We start from the raw sequence: 23,578 nt of genomic DNA on the forward strand, positions 1-23,578 counted from the left end.
TGCCGCGCGGTCACCCCGGACCTCGCGAGCGACTACCGTCGATGAGTGGGCGGGACCTCGAAGCCGAACGCCTCACTCAGCGCGTGGACGTCCTCGCGGTCCTTCTCCGCCGGGCTGTAGGCCGTTTTGAAGGCGAACATCCACTCCGGGGCGACGCAGTCCACGGCATGATCATGGATCGTGCCCCGCCCGGTGAGCGAGCCGTGGGGATATTCGATCCCGTAGACATTCGTCCCTGACTCGTCGTATTCGAAGACGTGCACGTCGACGCTGCGGCCCCGGCCGTCGGTCAGGACGTAGTTCCACGCGGTGCCGTCGCCGTCGCGGCTTTTCGTGAACCCCAGGTCCTTCATGTGTCCGACGAACTCTTCTTCGTCCTTGTGGTCGACCGCCAGATCGAGGTCGGGGTGGTCTCTCGTCTGCTTTCCCAACAGGGCGTCGACGCACCAGCCGCCGTCGATCCAGATCCTCACTCCGCGTTCGGCGAGGTATCCGTAGATGCCCGAGACCGTTTCACCGTCCATCGGAACACCGAGAGCCGCCCTCCGGACGGAGGACGGCTCCTGGGGTGATTCAGCCGATGATTCAGCCATGGTGGAGCTATGGGGACTCGAACCCCAGACCCCTTCCATGCCATGGAAGTGCGCTACCAGCTGCGCTATAGCCCCTTGCCACGCCGCGTCGGCGGTGCCCCGTCAGTGTATAGGACTTCCGCGGCGTGGGTGTAACCGTGCAGGCTTCAGCAGGCGCAGGCGGCACCCGCGGGCGCGGTGAGCGGGTCGGCCGGTCGCGCGCGCACTCCGGACGGCTCCACGACCGGGAAGCCCTCGCGCACCCAGTATTCGAAGCCGCCGATCATCTCCTTGACCCGATAGCCCAGCCGGGCGAACTCCAGCGCGGCGCGGGTCGCGCCGTTGCAGCCCGGCCCCCAGCAGTACGTGACCACCGTCACGTCACGGGGGATCAGCGCGGGCGCCCGGGCGGCGATCTCCGCCGTGGGCAGGTGGACGGCGCCCTCGATGTGGCCCTGCCGCCAGCTCTCCGCGCTGCGGGAGTCGACCACCGCGATCCCCGGCTCCCCCGAGAGCAGGTCGGCGCGTACGTCGGACACGTCGGTCTCGAAGGCCAGGCGGGCGGAGAAGTGGGCGACGGCGGCGGCCGGCTCGGCGGCGGGCGTGTGCGTTACGGCGGACATGCGACCAGGGTGCCCGGCCGGCCTGCCACCTCAGAAGGGGCGTGAACGCCCGATATCGCTAATATCCCGCCATGCTCCCGCTTCCCGATCGGAGCCGTACCGTGTCGGTGCTGGCCTTCGACGGCATGAGCCCCTTCGAACTGGGCTGTGTCGTCGAGGTCTTCGGGCTGCCCCGCCCGGAGCTGGACGTCCCGTGGTACGAGCTGGCGGTGTGCGCCGAGACGCCGGGCCCGCTGCGTGCGGTCGGCGGGTTCACGATCGAGGCGGCGCACGGGCTGGACGTCTTCGCCGAAGCGGGGACCGTGATCGTGCCGGGCGTCCCGGACGTGAAAGCGGAGATCTCTCCCGCGCTCACGGCGGCGCTGCGCCGGGCGCACGAGGGCGGGGCCAGAATCGTGTCGATCTGCTCGGGCGCCTTCGCGCTCGCCGCCGCCGGACTGCTCGACGGGCGGGCCGCGACGACCCACTGGAGGTACGCCGCGCTGCTCCAGAGGCGCTTTCCCGAGGTCAGAGTGGATCCCGGAGTTTTGTACGTGGACGAGGGCGACGTGCTGACCAGCGCGGGCAGCGCGGCGGGCCTCGACCTGCTCGTCCACCTGGTGCGGCGCGACCACGGGCCGAGCGTGGCCAACGCGGTGGCCCGCAGGCTGGTGGTGCCGCCGCACCGCGAGGGCGGGCAGGCGCAGTTCGTCGAGGCGCCGGTCGCGCCGGTGGACGACGGCGACCCGGTGGGCAGGGCGATGGACTGGGTGCTCGCCGATCTCACCCGGCCGGTCACGGTGGCCGCGCTGGCCCAGGTCGCCGGGATGTCGGAACGCGGATTCATCCGGCATTTCGGTCGCCGCACCGGGACGAGCCCCCTGCGATGGGTGATCGCGCAGCGGATCGCGGCCAGTCTGCCGCTCCTGGAGACGACGGCGGCTCCGGTGGAGGAGATCGCGGCCGCCGTCGGGTTCGAGAGCCCGGTGACGTTCCGCCACCACTTCGGCCGTTCGATGCGCACGTCGCCGTCGGCGTACCGCAAGGCGTTCCGGCGTTAGGGGATCGCCAGGGAGAACCACACGGTCTTGCCTCCGGCGACCCGGCTGGTCCCCCAGTGCTCGGCGAGCTGGCTGACCAGATAGAGGCCCCTGCCGTCCTCGTCGAGCAGGCCGGGCTCGCGCACCATCGGCAGCCGGTGGTCGTCGTCGCTGACCTCGCACAGCAGGTGATCGGTGCGCAGCAGCCTGATGGTGATGGGCCGCTGGGTGTGCCGCACGGCGTTGGTGACGAGCTCCCCGGCGAGCAGCTCGGCCACGGGGATCATGGACGTGAGGCCCCATGAGCCGAGCGTCCTGCGGACCAGGCCGCGTACGCGCCACGGCGTCGTCGGCTGGGGCTCCAGCAGCCACTGGGCGACATGCTCGCTGGGGATGCCGCGGAACCGGATGGCCAGCACGGTGACGTCGTCGGTCCTCTCGGCGGACAGCACGTCGTCGCTCAGCGCCTCGATCGAGGTGCCGTTCGCGAGCCTGCGGCGCAGCGACTCCACGCTGAGCCCGATGTCCTGCCCGCGCTCCTCCACGAGCCCGTCGGTGTAGAGGACGAGCATGCTGCCGTCCTCCGCCGCGATCTCCATCGTCTCGAACGGCGTGCGGCCCAGCCCGATCGGCGGGCACCGGGGCGGTGACAGCACCTCCGCCTTGCCGTCCGGTCCCAGCAGGATCGGCGGCAGGTGCCCGGCGCTCGCGATCGTGCACCTGCGCAGCACCGGGTCGTACACGCAGTAGACGCAGGTGGTGAGCGTCTGCGCGGCCAGCCGCTGGGCCATCTCGTCGAGCGAGTGGAGCACCTGCTCGGCCGGCAGGTCGAGCGAGGCCAGGGTCTGCACGGCCGTGCGGAGCTGGCCCATCACGGCCGCGGCGGCCAGCCCGTGTCCCATCACGTCGCCGACGACCAGGGCCACCCTGCTGCCCGGCAGCGGGATGACGTCGTACCAGTCTCCGCCCACCCGCTCGGCGGCGGGCTTGTAGCGGTAGGCGATCTCCAGCCCCGGCAGGTCGGGCGGGTCGCCCGGCCGCATGCCGCGCTGGAGGGTCTCCAGAATCTCGTCCTGCTTGCGGTCCCGTCGCCCGTGGAAGATCGTGAGCGCGGCGGGCACGGCGAACTGTTCCGCGGCGAGCACGTGGGCCTCGCCGAACGGCGGCCGCCGGGCGTCGCGCGCCAGCAGCGCGCAGCCGACGTGTTCGCCGTACGCCCTCAGCGGCACGGCGAGCAGGTGCCCGTCGAGCAGGACCGCCGCACGGATCCCGTCGCCGGCCCAGCGTGGCGGCAGCCGTCCGTCGGGATCGACCCGGTGCCAGACGGCGCCGTCCACGTAGACCGCGGCGGCGTCGGCCAGCTTCGGCACCACCGCCTCGCAGAGGGTCCTCGTCGCCTCCTCCGGGCCCGGGCTCTCGCCCATGGCCCGGACGATCCCGCTGACGTGATTCAGCACAGAGAACGGTTCCCCGTCTCCTGACACGGGCGTGGCCGCTCAGAATTGGTCATGCCGGCAGTTGACGAAGAGCTGGATTTCCGGCGGCGCCTGCGTGGTCGCCGGCGCGTACGAAAGGTGATTCTCCGACAGCACGGTGAAACCGGCGGCTTCGATGACCTCGCGCAACTCGTCGCGCAGATATCCGGTCACCCGCACCGGAGCGCCGAGAAACTGGAAAGGAACGTCGTCGAGGTCGATTTCCACCATGCTCAGCGAGAACAGGCCGCCGGGAGCGAGCACGGCGTGGATCTTGCGGAGCGCCTGCTCGATCTCGGCCCGCGGCAGCATGAGCAGGCTGAAGAAGGCCGTCACGGCGTCGAACACGCCGAGCGAGTCGTCGAGGTCGAGCACGTCGCGTTCGAGGAACGTCCCGGTCGGCACGTTCTTCCGCGCCAGGTCCAGCATGACCGGGGAGATGTCGATGCCGGTCACCTCGCAGCCCGCCTCGGCGAACTGCTGCGCCGTGGGCGCGCCCGTGCCACAGCCGACGTCGAGGACGCGCGCCCCCGGCTTGAGCTGCTTGATCATCCATTCACCGGCGGCCACCTGGCCTTCCTTGTGCGGGAAGGCCTCGTCGTACCGCCCGCCGATGCGGTTGAACGCCTCGGCCTGGATGGCGCGGTACTCCCGACGCGGATTGCCCGGTCCTGATTCGATTGTCATGGTCGCCGCCGTTATTGATCAGCCGTCTTTTGCCTTCTTCTAGATAGGGGACCACACCCGAATAAGTCAAGACACTGCGTCGCTAAATGGGCATTTCGGCCATCAAGTGTGTCAAAGATCGTTGTCAACTTCACTTGGTCGGCATACTGATATATCAGATATCAGACGCGGGAGGTTCCCATGATCGACGAGGTCCGCGAGGCGCTGCGCGGCGTGGTCGCCGTCACCGTCACCCCGTTCGACGACGGCGACCGGATCGACGAGCCGGCGCTCGCGGCCGTCGTCGAGCGGCTGGCGGGAGGCGGAGTGCGCGCGCTCACCCCCAACGGCAACACCGGCGAGTTCTACTCGCTGGACGACGACGAGCTGTCCCGGGCCGTCGCCGTCACCCGGAGGGCCGCGCCGGACGCCGTCGTGATCGCGGGCGTGGGCCACGAGGTGCGCCGGGCCGTACGGCTGGCCGGGGACGCCGCCCGGCAGGGCTGCCAGGCCGTCATGGTCCACCAGCCGGTGCACCCCTACCAGTCGGAGGCCGGCTGGACGGCCTACCACCGCGAGATCGCCCAGGCGGTGCCCGACCTCGGAGTGGTCTGCTACGTGCGCTCCCCCGCCGTGACCGAGCGCGCCCTTCGGGACCTGCTGCGCGAATGCCCCAACGTGGTCGGAGTCAAGTACGCGGTGCCCGACCCGGTGGCCATGGCCGTCCTCGCCGCCGCCGTCGAGGGGCCGGTCTGGCTGTGCGGGCTCGCCGAGACCTGGGCGCCCTTCTTCTGGCCCGGCGGCGCGGAGGGCTTCACCTCCGGCCTGGCGGTCATCGCCCCCGAGCTGTCGCTCGAACTGCACGCCCTGCTCAGGGCGGGCGACCGGACGGGCGCCGCGAAGGTGTGGAGGCTGCTCAAGCCCATCGAGGATCTGCGCGCGAGAAACGGCAGCGAGCACAACGTCTCGGCGGTCAAGGAGGCGCTCGCCCAACTCGGCGTGTGCGGCAGGGCCGTACGCCCGCCGATGACCGAACTGGACGGCCCCGACCGGCAGCGGGTTTCGGACATCCTGCGCACGCTCGCCTGAAGCCGGTTACTGGGCGAGGCGGGCGACCGAGCGCTCGATGTGGCGGCGGGTCAGCCGCTCGGCGAGGGCGGCGTCGCCCGCCTCGACGGCGGCGAGGACCGCCTCGTGCTCCTCGTGCTCCTCGGGCCAGGTGGGCCGGTCCCGCCACAGCACGGTGACGCTGCCGAGCGCGGCGAGATCCTGGAGGGTGTCGAGCTGGGCGACCACCAGTTCGTTGCCGCACCGGCCGTACAGCTCACGGTGGAAACGCCGGTTGGCCAGGCTGAGGGCCGCCGTGTCGGTGCCCGCGAGCAGCGCCCGCGCCTCGGCGAGGGCCGCCCGCGCGCCGTCCGTCGCGTGTCCGGAGGCCGCCGTCCGGCCGATCGCCCATGGTTCGAGCAGCAGCCTGACCTCGTACGCCTTCCGGAGGTCGGCGCGGCCCACCACGCGCACCGTCACCCCCCGGTTCGGCCCGATCACGACCAGCCCGGTGGCGGCCAGTCCGATGAGTGCCTCCCTCACGGGCGTCTTGGAGACCCCGAGCCGCTCGGCCAGGCGGCGCTCCACCAGCGTCTCTCCCTGCGCGAGCCGTCCGGACAGGATCGCGGTGCGGATCGCGTCGGCGACCAGGTCGGTGCGGGTGGTCGACCTGGCCACCGGACTCAGCACGTGCTCAGCGGTCATGCGTACCGGTATACCAATCCCGATCAGTCGACGTCCGGCTCGGGCGCCCCGCCGGACCCCCGCATGAAGTCGAGGTCGCATCCCTCGTCGGCCTGGAGGATGTGCGCCTCGTGCAACGCGCCGTACCCTCGCGTGTAGCGCGGGGGCGGCGGCGTCCAGGAGCGCCGCCTGCGGTCGAGCTCCTCGTCCGCAACCTCCAGCGTGAGGCGCCGCGCCCCGACGTCCAGCGTGATCGGGTCGCCGTCGCGCACCAGTGCCAGCGGCCCGCCGACGTGGGACTCCGGGGCGACGTGCAGCACACAGGCGCCGTAACTGGTGCCGCTCATCCGCGCGTCGGAGATCCGCACCATGTCGCGCACGCCCTGCTTCAGCAGCCGCTCCGGGATCGGCAGCATGCCGTGCTCGGGCATGCCGGGGCCGCCCTTCGGGCCTGCGCCGCGCAGCACCAGAACGCTGCCGGGCGTGACGTCCACCTCGTCGATGCGGCGCAGCAGGTCCTGGTGGCCCTCGAACACCACGGCGGGGCCCGTGTGGCGCAGCAGCCGCGGCTCCGCGGCCACATGCTTGATCACCGCACCGCCCGGCGCGAGGTTGCCGCGCAGCACGGCCAGCCCGCCCTCCGGCGACACCGGGTCGTCCCTGCGCCTGATGACCGCGTCGTCGTACGGCTCCCGCGTCATGACGCCAGAGCCGCCGACCGTGGGCCGGTCGAGGTGGAGCAGGTCCGCGATCCTGTGCAGCAGCGCGGGGACGCCGCCCGCCCGGTGGAAGTCCTCCATGAGGAACGCCCCGCCCGGCCGCACGTCCGCGAGGACGGGCACCCGGCGGGAGGCGGCGTCGAAGTCGTCGAGCGTGAGGCGCACCCCGCTGCGGCGGGCCATCGCGATCAGGTGGATCACCGCGTTGGTCGAGCCGCCCAGGGCCAGCACGGCGGTCACCGCGTCGTGGTAGGCCCTCTCGTCCAGCACCTGCGACGGGCGGGGACCGTGCCAGGCCAGGTCCACCGCGAGCCGGCCGCTCGCGGCGGCCATCCTGGTGTGCGCCGACAGCACGGCCGGGATCGAGGCGGCGCCCGGCAGCGTGAGTCCGAGCACCTCGGCGACCGAGGTCATCGTGGACGCCGTGCCCATCGTCATGCAGTGGCCGGGCGAGCGCGCGATGCCCTCCTCGATCTCCGCCCACTGCTCGTCGCCGAGCTGACCCGCCCGTCGTTCTGCCCAGTACTTCCACATGTCGCTGCCGCTGCCGAGCCGCTGCCCCCGCCAGTCGCCGGGCAGCATCGGCCCGCACGGCACGAAGACGACCGGCAGGTCCGCGCTGATCGCGCCCATGACGAGCGCCGGGGTGGTCTTGTCGCACCCGCCCATGAGCACGGCCGCGTCGACGGGATAGGAGCGCAGCACCTCCTCGGTCTCCATCGCGAGCAGGTTCCGGTAGAGCATGGCGGTCGGCTTCTGGAAGGTCTCCCCCACGGCCATGACCGGCAGCTCCACCGGGTAGCCCCCGGCCTGCCAGACGCCGCGCCGGACGTCCTCGGCCCGCTCGCGCAGATGGATGTGGCAGGGGTTGAGCTGGCTCCAGGTGTTGAGGATGCCGACGACCGGCTTGCCGAGGTGCTCCTCGGCCGCGATGCCGAGCTGCCGGGTGCGCGCCCGGTGGCTGAACGACCTGAGGCTGCCGGTGCCGTACCAGCGATGGCTGCGCAGCTCTTCCGCTCTCATCCGCTCGAACGTACGCCAGCGAATCCTGGTATATCAAGATATCTTCTTCCCTTTGCGCGGAAAGATCCCTAGCGTGGGCCGCCGTGACGATGCACACGGGCACGCTCCGCCCGCGCGGCGGAGAGCAGCGGGTCACGTTCACCGAGCTGTTCTTCGACCTCGTGTACGTGTTCGCGGTCACCCAGCTCTCCCACCTGCTGCTCGGCCACCTGTCGTGGCACGGCGCGGCGCAGACCCTGTTGCTGCTGCTCGCCGTCTGGTGGGCCTGGATCTACACCGCCTGGCACACGAACTGGTTCGACCCCGACCGCCCCTCCGTGCGGATCGTGCTGGTCGCCGTCATGCTGGCGAGCCTGGTCATGTCGGCGGCGCTGCCCCGGGCCTTCGGCGAGCACGGCCTGATGTTCGCCGCGGCGTACGTGGCCGTCCAGGTCGTCCGTACGGCGTGCTCGGTGGCCGCGGCGCCGCGGGGCCCGCTGCGGCGCAACCTGGCGCGCGTGCTCGCCTGGGCGGTGCTGTCGGGAGCGTTCTGGATCGCGGGCAGCCTCACACACGGCCCCTCCAGGGAGCTGCTGTGGGCGGCGGCGGTGGGAGCCGACCTGCTGGCGCCCTGGGTGGGATTCGTCACGCCGGGCCTCGGCAGGTCGGCGACCACGGACTGGTCGATCGACGGCGCCCACCTGGCCGAGCGCTGCCAGCTCTTCCTGATCATCGCGTTCGGCGAGTCGATCCTGGTCACCGGGACGACGTTCGCCGCGCACCCGTCGCCCGCCGCGGGCGCGGCCCTTCTCACCGCGTTCGGCGCGAGCGTCGGCCTGTGGTGGACCTACTTCGGCAGCAGCGCCGAGGCGGGCAGCCGGGTGATCGCCGCGGCGGACGACCCGGGGCGGCTGGCCCGCTCGGCCTACACCTTCCTCCACCTGCCGATGGTCGCCGGCGTCGTCGTGTCGGCCGTGGCCGACGAACTCGTGATCCGCCACCCGGGCGGGCACACCGCGCCCGGGACGGCGATCGCCGTGCTGGGCGGCCCCGCGCTCTTCCTCACCGGGCACGCGCTGTTCAAGCGGGCCGTGTGGGGACGCGCCCCGAGGTCGCATCTCGCGGGCGTGCTCGTCCTCGCCGCCCTCGGGGCCCTCACGCCGCTGGTGCCGCCCCTGGCGCTCGCGGCCTGCGCCACCGCGACCGTGGCGGGCGTCGCCGTCCGTACGGCCGTCACCCGCCGTGGGGAGCCGCGGGAGGGCTAGATGTGCTCCATGACGATGACCGCGGTCGTGTCGGGCTCGAGGGCCTCGAAGACATGGGGGGCGTCGCCGGGATAGGCGATGTAGTCGCCCGGCCCGAGCTCGACCGGTTCCTCCGCGGGCCCGGCCAGCGCCCGTCCCGCGCCGATCAGGAGATGCTCGACCGTGCCGGCCATGTGCGGGTCGGAGGTGCGCGGCCGGCCCGGCTGCGCCGAGATGCGATACAGGTCGCGCCGCGCGTGCGGCGGGCACGAGGCCAGCAGGGTGGCCGAGTAGCTGGCCTGCTCGGAATAGGTCGCGGGCCCCTCCCCCGCCCGGATCACCCGTACGGCCGGCCGGGGCGGGTCCACCAGGCGGCTGAACGGCACGCCGAGTGCGACCCCGAGCGCCCACAGCGTCTCCACGCTCGGATTGCCGACGCCCGACTCCAGCTGAGAGAGCGTGGACTTGGCGATGCCCGCGCGCTTGGCCAGCTCGGTCAGCGACAGACCGGCACGCTCGCGCTCCCTGCGGATCGACGCCGCGATGAGCGTGATCAGGTCGAAGGACGGCCTCTCAGCCACGTGTTCGCTCCACACTTCCGTTTGTTCGACTTGACGAACCGCATCGGTATTGTTCACTCTACTGGACATGCATTCGGTCTGGCGAACACTCGACCGCGGCACGCTCCGCGACATCGCCCTGGTGTGCCTCGCCGACGCCATGGTGGGCGCCGCGTTCGGCGCGATCGCCGTGTCCGGCGGCCTGCCTCCGTGGGTGCCGGTCGTCATGTCCCTGCTGGTGTTCGCCGGAGGGGCGCAGTTCGCCGCGGTCGGCGTGGTGCTGGCCGGCGGCGCCCCGATCGCCGCCGTCGCGGCCGGTCTGGTGCTCAACGCGCGCCTGCTGCCGTTCGGCTTCGCGATCGGCGACGTCCTCGGCGGCCGGTGGTGGACCCGCCTCGTCGGCGCGCACGTCATGACGGACGAGGCGGTGGCCTTCGTGCTTCGCGACGGCGATCCCCGCCGGCGTCACGCCGCGTTCTGGGCCTGCGGGCTCGGTCTGTTCGTCAGCTGGAACGCCGCCGTCGTGCTCGGCGCGCTGGCCGGAGGCGGCATCGGCGACACCGCCGCCCTGGGGCTGGACGCGGCCTTCCCCGCGGTGCTGCTCGCCCTCGTGCTGCCCTCGCTCACCGAACGGAACGTGCAGAACGCCCCCCTGCGCCGGGCCTGCGTCGTGGGTGCGGTGGTCGCTGTGGCGGCCACGCCGTTCCTGCCCGCCGGCCTGCCGGTGCTGCTCGCCCTGACCGGACTGGTGCTCGCCGTGCGCGCACCGGCCCCACTGCCCGACCGGGAGGCCCGCTGATGCCCCTGCTCGCCGTCGTCGCCCTGGCCGCCGGCACCTACGCGTTCCGCCTGGCCGGACCGGTGCTGCGGCACCGCCTCCGGCTGCCCGGCCGCCTGCGCCACCTGCTGTCCGTCGCCGCGACCGTGCTGCTGATCGGCCTGGTCGCCACCTCGGCCCTCACCGAGGGGCACGGCTTCGCCGGATGGGCCAGGCCCGCCGGGGTGCTGGTCGCCGGGATCCTCACGCTGCGGAAAGCGCCGTTCCCCCTGATCGTCGTCCTCGCCGCCGCCACGACAGCGGTCCTCCGCCTCCTCGGCGTGCCCTGACGGGCAAGCGCCCGATCGCATCACAGCGTTTATCGCTACTGGCTGCTCGGCTGTTCCCCAAGGCCGGTGATGTGTTGTGGTCAGGCCGGCTCGTCGACCGGCAGCGACAGGATGGTGGTGGCGTGGTCGATCAAGTGCGTCGCCGTCTTCATCGCGACACCCGTCGCCGGCGACTCACCGGTACCCAGGTTCCGGTCGTACTCGGGGAACGATCCGCCTGACAGTTGTAGCCGGATCCGCTGCCCGACGCCGATCCGGCGAGCGCAGAAATCGAGCGTCAGCTCGACCGTTCGAGCGACGGTCGGATCGGCCGCGAACGGCAGCCGCAGCATCGCGTCGGAGAAGTTGACGGAGATGCCGTCCGCGTCCACCACACACAGCCGCGCATGCAGGTCGGCGTGTGGGTTGTCAGATGTCAAACCGACGCTCAGCGTGGGATTGCCGTGTATCTCGATCGGCCGGTCGAACGCTGCGGTGGTGAAGGTGAGTACATCTCGCCGCTGCTCGCGTGCGGCATTGTCCTGCGGCCCGCTGTTCGGACCGACACGGCGGCCACCGAGAGCGGGCGTCGGATCGTTTGGATCATAGGTGAACGTCGAGAACTCGGTATCGCCGCGGGTGTTCAGCGTTCCACCGGCTCCAAGCCGCAACGTGAGGCGCCCGGAAGCCCTCGGCAGGCCGTCCAGTTCGCGCCACTCGTCGACACCGGCGACGTGCAGCCGGACGGCGGGTCGTGCGAGAGTGGCGACGCCGTCGCGCAGATGGTCGTCGAACCACGCCTGCGTCTCGTCCACCATCGTTGCGGCGGCTACCGCGACGACATCGGTGTGCACCCAGGGACCGAGCGTCAGGGCGACTTGGACACCTCGACCGCGCAGCGCCTGGAAAGCCTCGATGCTCTGCGGCAAGAACACGTCGTAGCTGCCGCCGATCAGCAGCGTCGGCCCCGCGAATCGCTCCAACGCCGCACGCTGGTCATAGGGCCGCCAGTACGGATCGTCCAGATCCGGTCGGCTCACCCAGTCTCGATACCAGGGCGCTGTCGCGCCGAGTAGCTCGGCGCCGGCCAGCAGCGGAATCCGCTGCGCGGCGTCGGCCGGCAGCTCGTCGTCAACGCCGGGACACGGCCGGCGCACCAGGTTGCTCCAGCTCTGACACTCCTGCACGGTGAACGCGCCGGTGCGATAGAACGCCGAACCGAAGTCGTACGGCCCGACCACGATCACCGCGGTCCTCACCTCGGGCGGCGGGTCCTGGAGCAGTGCGTAGGCGCAGTGGGCAAGGTAGGACATGCCGAACAGGCCCAGACGACCGTCGAACCAGTCCTGCCCACGAAGCCAGGCGACCGTGTCGTGACCGTCCGCCGCCTCCTGGACCATCGGTCGCAGCTGACCGTCGGAGTCAGCGGTGCCCCGGCAGCTCTGGAGCAGCACGTGGTAACCGGCGCCGGCGAACAGCCGCCCGAGTAGTAGGTCGTATGGGAAACCACGCCCGTACGGCGAGCGCACGAGAATGGTGGGCGCCGGCCGGTCGGTGTGGGGCGCGTAGTGTTCCGCCGCCAGTTCGACACCGTCACGCATACCGATGCGCACCGTGGTGACCAGACAGTCGGTGCTGCGGGCGCTGATGCCCAGCTGAGCCAGGACCTGGCGCGGATCGGCGAGGTCCGGCCGCCCGTCCGGCGCGAAGTCGAAGTGGGCCTGTTCCGGCACAGGGTTCTCCTGTTCACACATGCTGTCGGGTGCCCGTGGGCGCGGTTCAGGCCGAGACGGAATCGGTGACGTGACGCCATTTCTCGTCGGACTCGGCCAGGACCTGGGCCGCTTGCTGGGCGTAGCCGTAGGCGTCGGCGCCGAGCAGGAGCCGGAGCGGCGCGTCGTCTCGACCGGCGAGATCACGCACGATCCGAGCGATTTTCGCTGGCTCAGCGGCCTTTACCCCAGTGGCCGCGCTCACCGCAGCCGCGTCGCGAAGCATGTCAGCGAACGCACCAACGGTGGACCGGTAGGGCTCACTGATCGGAGGGACAGTCATGGAGGAGCCGGCCCAGTCGGTGCGCATGCCACCCGGTTCCAGGACCGTGACCTTGATCCCGAGAGGAGCGACCTCCTGCGCGAGAACGGTGGAGAATCCTCCGATCGCCCACTTCGCGCTCTGGTACGCGGCCAAGCCGGGCGACCCCACCCGGCCGCCGATGGAGGAGACCTGGAAGATGTGCCCCGAGCCCTGTGTCCGCAGGAACGGCAGCACCGCCTTGGTGACCTGCACGACGCCGTAGAAGTCGGTGTCCATCTGGGCCCGGAAGTCGGCGAGGTCGACATCCTCGATCGCGGCCAGGTCGGCGTACCCGGCGTTGTTGACCACGACGTCGAGGCGGCCGAACGTCGACACTGCCCGCTGCACAGCAGAGTGGACCTGGTCGTTGTCGGTGACGTCGAGCGGCACGGGAAGCACGTGCTCGCCGTAGCGCTCGACCATGTCGTCCAGCTGAGCGGGCTTACGTGCGGTAGCGACGACGCGGTCGCCGCCCTCCAGCGCCACCTCGACCAGAGCCCGGCCCAGGCCGCGAGAACTTCCGGTGACGAACCACACCTTCGACATGATCGAACTCCTTATGTACCGCCGGTCTATTACCTTCGCAAGATAATAGACCGGCGGTATCATGTCAATGTGCCGGCGGCCTATCATGGCGAACATGACGACATTCCGTCGGGCGCGCAGCGAGGAACAGCGGGAGATCCGTCGGCAGGCGATCCTCGACACCGCCGCCGCCATGCTCGACGAGATGCCCGTGAGCAAGGTCAGCCTCAACGAGCTGAGCCGCCGGGTGGGACTGGCCAAGTCACCCCTGCTGCGCTACTTCGAGTCCCGCGAGGCGATCCTGCTCGAACTGTTGGACCGCACCTGGAAACTGTGGCTCGGCCAGCTTTCCGAAGAACTCGCCGTCGACATCGACATCGACGACACCCCCCAGCAGCGCTGCGCGCAGCTCGTCGACACCCTCACCCGCTCGCTCGACCACCAGCGCACGCTGTGCGACCTGCTCTCGGCCCAGGCCGGGGTTCTGGAGCACAACGTCTCGCCGGAAGTCGCCATTCGGTACAAGCACGCGGCCATCGACAACGTGGTCACTCTCGCCGGGCTGATTCGCGGCCCGCTGCCCGAACTCGGCGACCGCGCCGGCCAACTGGCAGCCCAAGCCATCCTGGTGATCGGCGCCATCTGGACGCACTCGGTGCCGTCGCCGAGCATGCTCGCCGCCTATGAGCTCGTCCCATCACTGGCTGAGCAGCGGCTCGACTTCACCAGCACACTGCGGAGCATGCTGACCACCCTGATCATCGGGAACCTCGGCTGTCCGCGGTCGGACGCCTCTCCGTCGTCGACGTCCGGCCAACGCCCCGCCGGGTAGAGCCGGTCTTGCCGATCAAGCGAGAGCGGCTGCGAGCCGCGACGCGGGATCGACGCGGAGTGCTCTCCACGCACGTGGAGGTGGGGTCGCGGCGGTCCACACCGAACCCGAGTGCGGGGCGAGGTGGCCGCCCTTGGCGATGCGGACGAACAGCGGCCGATCGTACGCCCGGCGCCGGCCAGGCCCGCCCGGTAGGCGCGCGGCGCGCACCGGGCCCCGAAACGACAAGACCCGCCTGATCGCGATGATCAGACGGGATCTCGTCAACTTCAGTCCAGCCGATTCAAGAACGGCCCGCTGTGGAGCTATGGGGACTCGAACCCCAGACCCCTTCCATGCCATGGAAGTGCGCTACCAGCTGCGCTATAGCCCCTTGCGACGCAGTCAGTGTATAGGAGTCCGCGCGGGGACGGTAACCGGACGAGCCGATGTCACACAACGGCGGGCATGATACGTCTGCGTGACATGACCATCGAAGTCTTCACCGCGCACCGGAGCCTGCTCGCCGGTGTGGCGTACCGCATCCTCGGCAGCGCCGCGGACGCGGAGGACGTGGTCCAGGAGGCGTGGCTGCGCTGGGCGGAGGTGGACGCCACGTCGGTGGCCGACCCGAAGGCCTACCTCGTGCGTGTCACCACCAACCTCGCCATCGACCGGCTGCGCCGGGTGCGGGCCAGGCGGGAGGCGTACGTCGGGCCCTGGCTGCCCGAGCCGGTCGTCACCGCGCCGGACTCCGGGGAGGCCGCGGAACGCGCCGACAGCGTCGAACTGGCCCTCCTCGTCGTGCTGGAGACGCTGTCCCCTCTGGAACGGGCGGTGTTCGTCCTCAGGGAGGCGTTCGGCTTCTCCCATGCCGAGATCGCCGAAATCCTCGGCCGGGGCGAGCCCGCCGTACGGCAGCTCGCCAGACGCGCCCGCGACCACGTGCGCGAGCGCAGGCCGCGCTTCGAGGTGGACCGGCGCGAGCGGCGCAGGATCACCGAGCGCTTCACCGCGGCCTGTGCGGAAGGGGACGTCGAGGGCCTGACGGCGCTGCTCGCCGCGGACGTCCGCATGGTCGGCGACGGCGGCGGCAAGGCCAGGGCGCCGCTGCGGGAGCTGGCCGGCGCCGTTCCCGTCGCCCGCTTCCTCGTCGCGATCGCGAGCGCGGAGGGCCGCCGGCGCTTCCTGACATCCATCGGCGCTCCCCTGGGCGTGGAGATGGACCTGGAGATCACCGAGGTCAACGGCGGGCCCGCGATCGTCGCCCGGCTGGACGGCCGTCCCGTGACGGTCATCTCGCTGGTGATCACCGATGGTCTGGTGGACACGATCTATCTCATCGCCAACCCGGAGAAGATGTCACGGATCGGGGCCCGGGACGCGTCCGGAAGTGCATGAGAGAAAACATCACGATCGTGGGCGGCGGGCTCGCCGGGCTGACCGCCGCCATCGCCTGCGCCGAGGGCGGCGCGGCCGTCGTCCTGCACGAGGCGCACCACACCCTCGGCGGGCGCGCCCGCTCCACCGCCACGCCGTACGTCGCCAACGACGGCACCCACGTCTTCTACTCCGACGGCCTGCCCTGGCGGTGGCTGGACGAGCGGGGACTGGTCCGGCCGCACGTGCCGATACGGCCGGGCCACCTGGTCCGGGCGCGGTTGCGCCGGGACGGGAGGCTGACCGGGCGGCCCCCGGCACGGCTGCTGCGGATGCTCGCCCGACGCGGTCTCGAGGCGCCGGTGGACGAGGACTTCGGATCCTGGGCCACCCGGCGCTTCGGCGCCGACGCCGCGCGGGCCGCCGCGGGCCTGCTGGGAGTCGTCACCTACGAGTCGGACCCCGGCCGGCTGTCGGCGGCCTTCGCCTGGGAGCGGCTCCGGCGGGCGTTCGCCCCGCGGTACCCGTCCGTCCGCTATGTGGTCGGCGGCTGGGGACGGGTGATCGACCGGATGGCCGCGCGGGCGCGCGACCTCGGCGTCCGCATCGAGACCGGGTCGAGGGCAGACCGGCTGCCGGAGGGCCGGGTGATCGTCGCCACCTCCCTCGACGCCGCCCGCGGCCTGCTGGGCGACGACTCGCTGCGCTGGGAGAGCGGCCGGGCGGTCCTGCTCGACCTCGCGGTGCGCGCCGACCCGCGGGACCTGTTCCTCGTCAGCGACCTGGACGAGGGCGGCTTCCTGGAGCGTTACTCGCTGCCCGACCCGTCCCTCGCCCCGCGCGGGGAGAGTCTCGTCCAGTTGGAGATGCCGATGCGCCCCGGCGAGCCGAAGGCTGCGGCGCTCGCGCGGCTGGAGCGGATCGCCGACCTGGCCCTGCCGGACTGGCGCGAGCGGACGACCTGGCGCCGCGACGCCGTGGCCGCGGGGCGCACCGGCGCGCTCGACCTGCCCGGCACGTCGTGGCGCGACCGTCCGGCGGTCGAGCGCGGCGACGGCGTCTGGCTGACCGGCGACCAGGTGGCGGCGCCCGGCCTGCTCGCCGAGGTGTCGGTCAACAGCGCGCTCGCGGCGGCCCGGGCCGCCCTCGCCGCCCGGCCGCTGTCCCGGCGGGCGGCCTGACGCACGGCAAACGGGCCCTTCCCCCGGAGAGGAAGGGCCCGCGAGCGGTCTTCGGCGGCCACGGTGCCGGAGGTCTCGTCGATCACCAGAGAGCGAGGCCCTCGTCCGCCGCCGAGGCGGCGGACGGAGCGAGGGCTCCGGCTCCGAGTGTGAGGGCGGCCAGGCCGCCCACCACCCACCTCTGCCCCATCAAAATCCTTGCGCGAGCCGGTAGTAGGCCTGGTTCCACCGCAGTTCCTTCGTGAACTGGCGGGAGGTGGTCGCCTCGTCGATGACGAGCAGCTCGACGCCGAGCATGTCGGCGAAGTCGGTCAGCTCCTCCGACCCGACGGCCGAGGAGAGCACCGTGTGGTGCGGGGCGCCCGCCGTGATCCACGACTCGGCGGAGGTGCGCATGTCGGGCCGGGGCCGCCACACGGCGCGGGCGACCGGCAGGGCGGGCAGCGGCTCGGGCGGCGCGACCACGTCGATCTCGTTGGCCACCAGCCGGAACCGCTCGCCCATGTCGGACAGGCCGACCACCACGGCGGGGCCGGGGGCGGCGTCGAACACCAGCCGCACCGGGTCCTCCCGGCCGCCGATGCTCAGCGGGTGGATCTCGCACGCGGGGGTGTCCGCCGCGATCGTCGGGCAGACCTCCAGCATGTGCGCGCCGAGGATGAGCTCCTCGCCCGGGGTGAGGTGGTAGGTGTAGTCCTCCATGAAGGAGGTGCCGCCGGGCAGGCCCGCCGACATGACCTTGAGCGTGCGCAGCAGCACCGAGGTCTTCCAGTCGCCCTCGCCGCCGAAGCCGTAGCCCTCGGCCATGAGCCGCTGCACGGCCAGGCCGGGAAGCTGGCGCAGCCCACCCAGGTCCTCGAAGTTCGTGGTGAACGCCTTGAACCCGCCACCCTCCAGGAAGTGCCGCAGGCCCAGCTCGACGCGGGCCGCGTAACGCAGCGACTCGTGCCGCTCCCCGCCCGCGCGCAGCTCGGGGGCCATCCGGTAGAGGTCCTCGTACTCCTTGACGAGCGCGGACACGTCGGCGTCCGCGGCGGCGTCCACGGCCTCGACCAGCTCGTTGACGCCGTAGGTGTTCACCGACACCCCGAACCGCAGCTGCGCTTCGACCTTGTCGCCCTCGGTCACGGCGACGTCGCGCATGTTGTCGCCGAAGCGGGCCAGGCGCAGCGAGCCGACCTCGGCCCGGCCGGCCGCGGCGCGGGCCCAGGTGGCGATGCGCGCCGCCACCGACGGGTCGCTCACGTGGCCCGCGACGGTCTTGCGCGGCACGCCGAGGCGCGTCTGGATGTAGCCGAACTCGCGGTCGCCGTGGGCGGCCTGGTTGAGGTTCATGAAGTCCATGTCGATGGAGCTCCACGGCAGCTCCACGTTGGCCTGCGTGTGCAGGTGCAGCAGCGGCTTGCGCAACGCGTCCAGGCCGGCGATCCACATCTTGGCCGGGGAGAACGTGTGCATCCACGCGATCAGGCCGATGCAATCGTCGTCACCGTTGGCCTCAAGGCACACGCGGCGGATGGCCGCCGCGTCGGTGAGCACGGGCCGCCACTCGAGCTCGAACGGCAGCGCATCGCCCAGCTGCTCGGCGATGCGCTGGGACTGCTCGGCCACCTGCCGCAGCGTGTCCTCGCCGTACAGGCCCTGGCTACCGGTCAGGAACCATAGCTTCACAGGTGACTCCTCTGTCCATAGACGTTCTGATACCGGTCGTACAAGCGGTCGATGTCGCCCTGCGCGATCGGCAGAGGCTCACCGAGCTGCCGGGAGACATGCACGGTTCGGGCGACGTCCTCGCACATCACGGCGGCCTTGACGGCCGCCTTCGGCGACTCGCCGATGGTGAACACGCCGTGGTTCTGCATCAGCACGGCGCGGGAGCGGTGACCGGTCAGGGTCGCGACGATCCCCTTGCCGATGTCGTCGTTGCCGATGAGTGCGAACGGCCCGAGGGGGATCTCGCCGCCGAACTCGTCGGCCATCGCGGTGAGCACGCACGGGATGGCCTCACCGCGGGCCGCCCACGCCGAGGCGTACGTGGAGTGGGTGTGCACGACCCCGTTGACCTCCGGCATGTGCCGATAGACGTAGGCGTGCGCGGCCGTGTCGCTGGAGGGGGCCAGGTCGCCCTCGACCAGATTGCCGTCGAGGTCGCAGACCACGATCGACTCGGGGGTCAGGTCGTCGTACGACACCCCGCTGGGCTTGATGACGAACAGGTCCTCGCCCGGCACCCGGCCCGACACGTTGCCGGCCGTCCATGCGACGAGGTTGTATCGCACCAGCTCGGCGTGGAGCCGGCAGACTTCCCTGCGAAGTTCATCGATCATGCGCTGGCCTCGTTCCTGATCGCGCGGAGCCGGTGGAGCATCTCGCCGTCCGCGAAGTGGTCGTGCAACCTGCGGTATTCGGCGTACAGCCGGTCGTAGGCGTCGGCCCGCTCGGCGTCGGGCACGTACGCCGCCGCCTCGCGCTTGCCCATGGCCGCCGCGGCGGCGGTGATGTCGGGGTAGGCGCCCGCGGCGACGGCCGCGTGGATCGCCGAGCCGAGGGCCGGCCCCTGGTCGGAGCCGATCACCGACAGCGGGCGGCGCAGCACGTCGGCGTACGTCTGCATGAGGAAGCGGTTCTTGAGCAGGCCGCCGGCGACCACGAACTCCTCGACCGGCACCCCCGACGCCTCGAACGTCTCCACGATCGTGCGGGCGCCGAACGCGGTGGCCTCGATGAGCGCGCGGTAGACGTCCTCCGGGCGGGTGGCGAGCGTCTGCCCGACGATGACGCCGGACAGGGTGTGGTCGACCAGGACCGAGCGGTTGCCGCCGTGCCAGTCGAGCGCGACCAGCCCGTGCTGCCCGACCTTCTGCTCGGCCGCGAGCGTGGTCAGGTAGTCGTGCAGGCCGGTTCCCGCCTCCGCCGCCCGCTCGGCGTACGACGCGGGCACGCAGTTGTCGACGTACCAGCCGAAGATGTCGCCGACGGCGGACTGGCCGGCCTCGTAGCCCCACAGGCCCGGGACGATGCCGTCGCGCACGACCCCGCACATGCCGGGGACCTCGGCGAGCTGGTCGGAGCACATGACGTGGCAGGTGGAGGTGCCCATGATGGCGACCATCTGGCCCGGCCGCACGGCGTCGGCCGCGGCCGCGGTGACGTGGGCGTCGACGTTGCCGACCGCGACCGCGATCCCCTCGGGCAGTCCCGTCCACTCGGCGGCCCGCGCGGTCAGGCGACCGGCGAGGCCGCCGAGCGGAGCGAGCTCCTGGCCGAGCTTCCGGGTGAAACCGGAGAAGGCGGGATTGAGCGCGGCCAGGAAGTCCTCGGACGGATAGGCGCCGTCCTGGTAGACGGCCTTGTACCCGGCGGTGCAGACGTTGCGGGTCTCCACCCCGGTGAGCTGCCAGATGATCCAGTCGGCGGCCTCGATCCAGCGGTCGGCCCGGTCGTACATCTCCGGGTCCTCCTCCAGCAGCTGCAGGCCCTTGGCGAAGGCCCACTCGGAGGAGATCTTGCCGCCGTAGCGCGGCAGCCAGGCCTCGCCGCGCTCGGCGGCCAGCGCGTTGATCCGGTCGGCGTGCGGCTGCGCCGCGTGGTGCTTCCAGAGCTTCGGCCAGGCGTGCGGCCGCTCGGGGAACTCCTCGCACAGCGGATGGCCGTCGGCCGTGGCGGGCAGGATGGTGCAGGCCGTGAAGTCCGTGCCGATGCCGACCACCTGCTCCGCGGGGACCTGCGCGTCGGCCAGGGCCTTCGGCACGGCGTTCCGCAGCACGTCGATCCAGTCGGCCGGCGACTGCAGCGCCCAGTCCGGTCCGAGGCGGACGCCGGAGCCCGGTAACGCGTCCTCGATCACCCGGTGGGCGTACTCGTGCACGGCGCTGCCCAGCTCCGCACCGTCGCTCACCCGCACCACGACGGCACGGCCGGACAACGTGCCGTAATCCACACCGACCACATAACGGTCACTGTTAACGCTCACACTCAACCTCCAGAGGCTCTTGCGCCGACCACGCCCGGAGCGGGGGCCGCCGGCCGGCAATGCGGCCGGCGGCCCGGAAACCGGTTTCCATCGATATACATCAGCGTGCGGTGCCGGCCCTGCGCTTGGTCCACACGTCGAACGCCACCGCGGCGAGCAGCACGGCGCCCTTGACGAGCATGACCCGCTCGCTGGGTGAGCCGATCAGCGACATGCCGTTGTTGATCACCGCCATGATCAGACCACCGGTGATCGCGCCGACCACCTTGCCGACGCCGCCCTGCACGGCGGCGCCGCCGATGAAGGCCGCGGCGATCGCGTCAAGCTCGAAGCTGTTGCCCGCGGTGGGACCCGCCTGGTTGAGCCGGCCGGCGAAGATGACGCCGGCGATCGCCGACAGCACCCCCATGTTGACGAAGATCCAGAAGACCACCGACTTGACCTTCACGCCGGACATCACGGCCGCCTGGAGGTTTCCGCCGATCGCGTAGACCTGCCGCCCGAACACGGTGCGGTTGGCCATCAGCGAGTACGCCAGCACGAGCACCGCCAGCAGCACGAGCACCCACGGCAGGTTCTTGAAGCGGGCGAGCTGCACGACGAGGAAGAGGATCAGCGCGGCTCCGGCCGCCATCTTCAGCGCGAACAGCGCCAGGGAGTCGACCGCCTGGCCGTAACCCTTGCGGGCGCTGCGGGTGCGCCACTGCGCGAAGACCATGCCGGCGATCGCGACGATGCCGACCAGCAGGCTGAACAGGTCGGCGCCCCCTAGAGGGCCGAGACCGATGTTGCCCAGCCAGCCGTCGGTGAAGCCGTTGGCCAGCGTGCGGACCTGGTCGGGGAACGGGCCGATGCCCTGGTTGCCCAGGACGGTGAGGGTCAGCGCCCGGAACAGCAGCATGCCGGCCAGCGTGACGATGAACGCGGGGATGCCGAAGTACGCGATCCAGTACCCCTGCCAGGCTCCGATCAGCGCGCCCGCCACGATCGTGATCAGCAGGGCCGCCGGCCAGGGCACGCCCATGTTCACCATGAGCACCGCGGCCAGCGCGCCGGTGACCGCGACCACCGAGCCGACCGACAGGTCGATGTGCCCCGCGATGATGATCAGGATCATCCCGATCGCGAGGATCAGGATGTAGGAGTTCTGGACGATGATGTTGGAGATGTTCTGCGGCTGCAGCAGTGCGCCGTCGGTCAGCACCGAGAACAACACGATGATCAGCGCGAACGCGATGTAGATGCCGCTGGAGCGCAGGTTGAGCGACAGCCCGCCGAGCGACACCCGACCCGGCCGCCCCGGCGCTCCCCCGCCGCCCTTGGCGCCGACCTCCACGTCGGCGGGCGTGATGCTGCTCATGCGAGCTACTCCTGTCCTTTGGTCATGAGATACATGAGGCGTTCCTGCGTGGCCTCCTCGCGCGGCACCTCGCCGGTGACGCGCCCCTCCGAGAGCGTGTAGATGCGGTCGCAGAGACCCAGCAGCTCGGGCAGCTCAGACGAGATCACCAGCACGGCCTTGCCCTGCTCCGCCAGACGGTTGATGATCATGTATATCTCGTACTTGGCGCCGACGTCGATGCCCCGGGTCGGCTCGTCGAGAATCAGCACGTCCGGCTCGGTCAGGATCCACTTGGAGAGCACGACCTTCTGCTGGTTGCCGCCGCTCAGCTTGCCGACGACGCTGTCGACGCCGGGCGCCTTGATGTTCATGCTCGTGCGGAACTGCTGGGCGACGCGGTATTCCTCGTACTCGTTGACCCAGCCACGCCGCGACAGGCCCTTGAGCCAGGCGGCGCTGATGTTGCGCTTGATGTCCTCGATGAGGTTGAGGCCGTACCTCTTGCGGTCCTCGGTGGCGTAGGCCACGCCGTGTTTGATCGCGTCCTGCACGGTGCGGATCTCGATCGGCTCGCCGTTCTTGAAGATCCTGCCGGAGATGTGCACCCCGTACGTCCGCCCGAACACGCTCATCGCCAGCTCGGTGCGGCCGGCGCCCATCAGCCCGGCCAGGCCCACGATCTCACCGCGCCGCAGCATGAGCGAGGCCCCGTCGACCACCTTGCGCCCGGGCTGGCTGGGGCTGTAGACCGTCCAGTCCTCGATGCGGAACGCCTCCTCGCCGATCGCCGGCGTGCGCGGCGGGAAGCGATTGTCGAGGGCCCGGCCGACCATGCCGGAGATGATGCGGTCCTCCGTCACGCGGTCGGCGGCCATGTCCAGGGTCTCGATCGTGCGCCCGTCACGGAGGATCGTGACGGAGTCGGCGATCGCGGTCACCTCGTTGAGCTTGTGCGAGATGATCACGCACGTGATGCCCTCGTCCCTGAGCCCGCGCAGCAGGTCGAGCAGGTGGGCCGAGTCCTCGTCGTTGAGCGCCGCGGTCGGCTCGTCGAGGATGAGGAGCTTGACCTCCTTCGACAGCGCCTTGGCGATCTCCACGAGCTGCTGCTTGCCCACGCCGATGTCGGAGACCGTCGTCGTGGGGTTCTCTCTCAGGCCGACCCGCTTCAGCAGCTCGCCGGCCTCGTAGTTGGTGCGGTTCCAGTCGATGACGCCACGCGTCGCCCGCTCGTTGCCGAGGTAGATGTTCTCCGCGATCGACAGCTGCGGGCACAGCGCCAGCTCCTGGTGGATGATGACGATGCCGGCGCGCTCGCTGTCGCGGATGCCGCCGAACTCGCAGTGTCTGCCCTCGAAGGTGATCTCGCCTTCGTACTGGCCGTGGGGATAGACCCCGGACAGCACCTTCATCAGCGTCGACTTGCCGGCGCCGTTCTCGCCGCAGATGGCGTGGATCTCACCCCGCCGTACCGCCAGGTTGACGTCCTGCAGGGCCGTCACCCCGGGGAATGTCTTGGTGATCCCGCTCATCCGCAAGATGTGCTCGGTCATGTGCCCCCCGCTCAGGGAGGGCCCGGGGAATCCTCCCCGG

General features: G+C 71.2%; 22 protein-coding genes and 2 tRNA genes. 8 read left to right on the top strand and 16 right to left on the bottom strand.

Annotated features, from left to right (window positions below; translation table 11 throughout):
- Nucleotides 1-32 precede the first annotated feature (32 nt).
- The 3 genes from ABZ860_RS18140 to ABZ860_RS18150 all read right to left on the bottom strand — a co-directional run bounded on the left by ABZ860_RS18140 (nt 33) and on the right by ABZ860_RS18150 (nt 1,195).
- A complete protein-coding gene (locus ABZ860_RS18140; protein WP_357221280.1) occupies nt 33-524 on the bottom strand; it encodes a hypothetical protein in 492 nt (163 codons plus the stop codon).
- Between the two features lie 68 nt (nt 525-592).
- Nucleotides 593-668, bottom strand: a tRNA-Ala gene (locus tag ABZ860_RS18145).
- A gap of 71 nt (nt 669-739) precedes the next feature.
- Nucleotides 740-1,195, bottom strand: a complete 456-nt coding sequence (locus tag ABZ860_RS18150; RefSeq protein ID WP_357221283.1) for a rhodanese-like domain-containing protein — start codon at nt 1,193-1,195, stop codon at nt 740-742.
- Between the two features lie 71 nt (nt 1,196-1,266).
- Here ABZ860_RS18150 and ftrA point away from each other — a divergent pair, with 71 nt between their 5' ends.
- Nucleotides 1,267-2,235: a transcriptional regulator FtrA gene (gene ftrA, locus ABZ860_RS18155; protein ID WP_357221286.1), complete on the top strand. Its 969-nt coding sequence runs from the start codon at nt 1,267-1,269 to the stop codon at nt 2,233-2,235.
- On the opposite strand, the gene ABZ860_RS18160 is transcribed toward ftrA, so the two are convergent.
- Together ABZ860_RS18160 and ABZ860_RS18165 are read right to left on the bottom strand one after the other, a co-directional pair.
- Nucleotides 2,232-3,638: an ATP-binding SpoIIE family protein phosphatase gene (locus tag ABZ860_RS18160; RefSeq protein ID WP_357221289.1), complete on the bottom strand. Its 1,407-nt coding sequence runs from the start codon at nt 3,636-3,638 to the stop codon at nt 2,232-2,234. The two genes, ftrA and ABZ860_RS18160, sit on opposite strands and share 4 nt — an antisense overlap.
- A 72-nt stretch (nt 3,639-3,710) precedes the next feature.
- The gene (locus ABZ860_RS18165) at nt 3,711-4,376 is read right to left on the bottom strand and encodes a class I SAM-dependent methyltransferase (RefSeq protein WP_357221292.1); all 666 of its coding nucleotides are present in this window, start codon (nt 4,374-4,376) and stop codon (nt 3,711-3,713) included.
- 180 nt (nt 4,377-4,556) lie between these two features.
- Between ABZ860_RS18165 and ABZ860_RS18170 the strand changes: the two genes are divergently transcribed.
- Nucleotides 4,557-5,444 carry a dihydrodipicolinate synthase family protein gene (locus tag ABZ860_RS18170; protein WP_357221295.1) on the top strand — a complete coding sequence of 296 codons (888 nt, stop codon included), beginning with the start codon at nt 4,557-4,559 and terminating at the stop codon, nt 5,442-5,444.
- A 6-nt stretch (nt 5,445-5,450) separates the two neighbouring features.
- Here the strand turns inward: ABZ860_RS18170 and ABZ860_RS18175 are convergent, their stop codons facing one another.
- Both ABZ860_RS18175 and ABZ860_RS18180 read right to left on the bottom strand, forming a co-directional pair.
- Nucleotides 5,451-6,107, bottom strand: coding sequence for a GntR family transcriptional regulator (locus ABZ860_RS18175; RefSeq protein WP_357221297.1), 657 nt, complete (start codon nt 6,105-6,107; stop codon nt 5,451-5,453).
- Nucleotides 6,108-6,130: 23 nt separating this feature from the next.
- Nucleotides 6,131-7,828 carry an IlvD/Edd family dehydratase gene (locus ABZ860_RS18180; protein WP_357221300.1) on the bottom strand — a complete coding sequence of 566 codons (1,698 nt, stop codon included), beginning with the start codon at nt 7,826-7,828 and terminating at the stop codon, nt 6,131-6,133.
- An 89-nt stretch (nt 7,829-7,917) separates the two neighbouring features.
- On the opposite strand from ABZ860_RS18180, the gene ABZ860_RS18185 reads away from it, so the two are divergent.
- The gene (locus ABZ860_RS18185; RefSeq protein WP_357221469.1) at nt 7,918-9,072 is read left to right on the top strand and encodes a low temperature requirement protein A; all 1,155 of its coding nucleotides are present in this window, start codon (nt 7,918-7,920) and stop codon (nt 9,070-9,072) included.
- On the opposite strand, the gene ABZ860_RS18190 is transcribed toward ABZ860_RS18185, so the two are convergent.
- Nucleotides 9,069-9,632: an XRE family transcriptional regulator gene (locus ABZ860_RS18190; RefSeq protein ID WP_357221303.1), complete on the bottom strand. Its 564-nt coding sequence runs from the start codon at nt 9,630-9,632 to the stop codon at nt 9,069-9,071. The genes ABZ860_RS18185 and ABZ860_RS18190 overlap by 4 nt on opposite strands.
- A 67-nt stretch (nt 9,633-9,699) precedes the next feature.
- Here ABZ860_RS18190 and ABZ860_RS18195 point away from each other — a divergent pair, with 67 nt between their 5' ends.
- Both ABZ860_RS18195 and ABZ860_RS18200 read left to right on the top strand, forming a co-directional pair.
- Nucleotides 9,700-10,410, top strand: coding sequence for an AzlC family ABC transporter permease (locus ABZ860_RS18195; protein WP_357221306.1), 711 nt, complete (start codon nt 9,700-9,702; stop codon nt 10,408-10,410).
- Nucleotides 10,410-10,718, top strand: a complete 309-nt coding sequence (locus ABZ860_RS18200; RefSeq protein WP_183544148.1) for an AzlD domain-containing protein — start codon at nt 10,410-10,412, stop codon at nt 10,716-10,718. Before ABZ860_RS18195 ends, ABZ860_RS18200 begins: the two co-directional genes overlap by 1 nt.
- A gap of 80 nt (nt 10,719-10,798) precedes the next feature.
- Here ABZ860_RS18200 and ABZ860_RS18205 read toward each other — a convergent pair whose 3' ends face one another.
- Nucleotides 10,799-12,430 (bottom strand): CocE/NonD family hydrolase, encoded by a 1,632-nt coding sequence (locus ABZ860_RS18205; RefSeq protein WP_357221309.1) that lies wholly within the window; start codon nt 12,428-12,430, stop codon nt 10,799-10,801.
- Nucleotides 12,431-12,476: 46 nt separating this feature from the next.
- Nucleotides 12,477-13,319, bottom strand: coding sequence for an SDR family NAD(P)-dependent oxidoreductase (locus ABZ860_RS18210; protein ID WP_357221312.1), 843 nt, complete (start codon nt 13,317-13,319; stop codon nt 12,477-12,479).
- Between the two features lie 94 nt (nt 13,320-13,413).
- Here ABZ860_RS18210 and ABZ860_RS18215 point away from each other — a divergent pair, with 94 nt between their 5' ends.
- A complete protein-coding gene (locus ABZ860_RS18215; protein ID WP_357221315.1) occupies nt 13,414-14,130 on the top strand; it encodes a TetR family transcriptional regulator in 717 nt (238 codons plus the stop codon).
- A 300-nt stretch (nt 14,131-14,430) separates the two neighbouring features.
- Here the strand turns inward: ABZ860_RS18215 and ABZ860_RS18220 are convergent.
- Nucleotides 14,431-14,503: transfer RNA gene (locus ABZ860_RS18220), tRNA-Ala, on the bottom strand.
- Nucleotides 14,504-14,595: 92 nt separating this feature from the next.
- On the opposite strand from ABZ860_RS18220, the gene ABZ860_RS18225 reads away from it, so the two are divergent.
- Complete coding sequence (locus ABZ860_RS18225) at nt 14,596-15,510, top strand: RNA polymerase sigma-70 factor (protein WP_357221318.1); 915 nt, start codon at nt 14,596-14,598, stop codon at nt 15,508-15,510.
- Nucleotides 15,507-16,670: an FAD-dependent oxidoreductase gene (locus ABZ860_RS18230; protein ID WP_357221320.1), complete on the top strand. Its 1,164-nt coding sequence runs from the start codon at nt 15,507-15,509 to the stop codon at nt 16,668-16,670. The genes ABZ860_RS18225 and ABZ860_RS18230 overlap by 4 nt, the downstream gene beginning before the upstream one ends.
- A 189-nt stretch (nt 16,671-16,859) precedes the next feature.
- Here ABZ860_RS18230 and araA read toward each other — a convergent pair whose 3' ends face one another.
- The 5 genes from araA to mmsA all read right to left on the bottom strand — a co-directional run bounded on the left by araA (nt 16,860) and on the right by mmsA (nt 23,538).
- Entirely contained in the window at nt 16,860-18,341 is a 1,482-nt protein-coding gene (gene araA, locus ABZ860_RS18235) for an L-arabinose isomerase (protein WP_357221323.1), read from the bottom strand.
- A complete protein-coding gene (locus tag ABZ860_RS18240) occupies nt 18,338-18,997 on the bottom strand; it encodes an L-ribulose-5-phosphate 4-epimerase (RefSeq protein ID WP_357221326.1) in 660 nt (219 codons plus the stop codon). The genes araA and ABZ860_RS18240 overlap by 4 nt, the downstream gene beginning before the upstream one ends.
- Complete coding sequence (araB, locus tag ABZ860_RS18245) at nt 18,994-20,643, bottom strand: ribulokinase (RefSeq protein ID WP_357221329.1); 1,650 nt, start codon at nt 20,641-20,643, stop codon at nt 18,994-18,996. The genes ABZ860_RS18240 and araB overlap by 4 nt, the downstream gene beginning before the upstream one ends.
- A gap of 100 nt (nt 20,644-20,743) precedes the next feature.
- The gene (gene mmsB / locus ABZ860_RS18250; protein ID WP_357221332.1) at nt 20,744-22,003 is read right to left on the bottom strand and encodes a multiple monosaccharide ABC transporter permease; all 1,260 of its coding nucleotides are present in this window, start codon (nt 22,001-22,003) and stop codon (nt 20,744-20,746) included.
- 5 nt (nt 22,004-22,008) lie between these two features.
- Nucleotides 22,009-23,538: a multiple monosaccharide ABC transporter ATP-binding protein gene (gene mmsA, locus ABZ860_RS18255; RefSeq protein ID WP_357221335.1), complete on the bottom strand. Its 1,530-nt coding sequence runs from the start codon at nt 23,536-23,538 to the stop codon at nt 22,009-22,011.
- Nucleotides 23,539-23,578 lie beyond the last annotated feature (40 nt).

It is taken from the genome of Microbispora sp. NPDC046973 (genome assembly GCF_040644495.1).
Classification (GTDB): Bacteria; Actinomycetota; Actinomycetes; order Streptosporangiales; family Streptosporangiaceae; genus Microbispora.

Bases quoted from the DNA above. Each gene is read 5' to 3' on its own strand.
- ABZ860_RS18140 (WP_357221280.1), bottom strand. From the start codon at position 524: ATGGACGGTGAAACGGTCTCGGGCATCTACGGATACCTCGCCGAACGC.
- ABZ860_RS18150 (WP_357221283.1), bottom strand. From the start codon at position 1,195: ATGTCCGCCGTAACGCACACGCCCGCCGCCGAGCCGGCCGCCGCCGTC.
- ftrA (WP_357221286.1), top strand. From the start codon at position 1,267: ATGCTCCCGCTTCCCGATCGGAGCCGTACCGTGTCGGTGCTGGCCTTC.
- ABZ860_RS18160 (WP_357221289.1), bottom strand. From the start codon at position 3,638: ATGGGCGAGAGCCCGGGCCCGGAGGAGGCGACGAGGACCCTCTGCGAG.
- ABZ860_RS18165 (WP_357221292.1), bottom strand. From the start codon at position 4,376: ATGACAATCGAATCAGGACCGGGCAATCCGCGTCGGGAGTACCGCGCC.
- ABZ860_RS18170 (WP_357221295.1), top strand. From the start codon at position 4,557: ATGATCGACGAGGTCCGCGAGGCGCTGCGCGGCGTGGTCGCCGTCACC.
- ABZ860_RS18175 (WP_357221297.1), bottom strand. From the start codon at position 6,107: ATGACCGCTGAGCACGTGCTGAGTCCGGTGGCCAGGTCGACCACCCGC.
- ABZ860_RS18180 (WP_357221300.1), bottom strand. From the start codon at position 7,828: ATGAGAGCGGAAGAGCTGCGCAGCCATCGCTGGTACGGCACCGGCAGC.
- ABZ860_RS18185 (WP_357221469.1), top strand. From the start codon at position 7,918: ATGCACACGGGCACGCTCCGCCCGCGCGGCGGAGAGCAGCGGGTCACG.
- ABZ860_RS18195 (WP_357221306.1), top strand. From the start codon at position 9,700: ATGCATTCGGTCTGGCGAACACTCGACCGCGGCACGCTCCGCGACATC.
- ABZ860_RS18200 (WP_183544148.1), top strand. From the start codon at position 10,410: ATGCCCCTGCTCGCCGTCGTCGCCCTGGCCGCCGGCACCTACGCGTTC.
- ABZ860_RS18210 (WP_357221312.1), bottom strand. From the start codon at position 13,319: ATGTCGAAGGTGTGGTTCGTCACCGGAAGTTCTCGCGGCCTGGGCCGG.
- ABZ860_RS18215 (WP_357221315.1), top strand. From the start codon at position 13,414: ATGACGACATTCCGTCGGGCGCGCAGCGAGGAACAGCGGGAGATCCGT.
- ABZ860_RS18225 (WP_357221318.1), top strand. From the start codon at position 14,596: ATGACCATCGAAGTCTTCACCGCGCACCGGAGCCTGCTCGCCGGTGTG.
- ABZ860_RS18230 (WP_357221320.1), top strand. From the start codon at position 15,507: ATGAGAGAAAACATCACGATCGTGGGCGGCGGGCTCGCCGGGCTGACC.
- ABZ860_RS18240 (WP_357221326.1), bottom strand. From the start codon at position 18,997: ATGATCGATGAACTTCGCAGGGAAGTCTGCCGGCTCCACGCCGAGCTG.
- mmsB (WP_357221332.1), bottom strand. From the start codon at position 22,003: ATGAGCAGCATCACGCCCGCCGACGTGGAGGTCGGCGCCAAGGGCGGC.
- mmsA (WP_357221335.1), bottom strand. From the start codon at position 23,538: ATGACCGAGCACATCTTGCGGATGAGCGGGATCACCAAGACATTCCCC.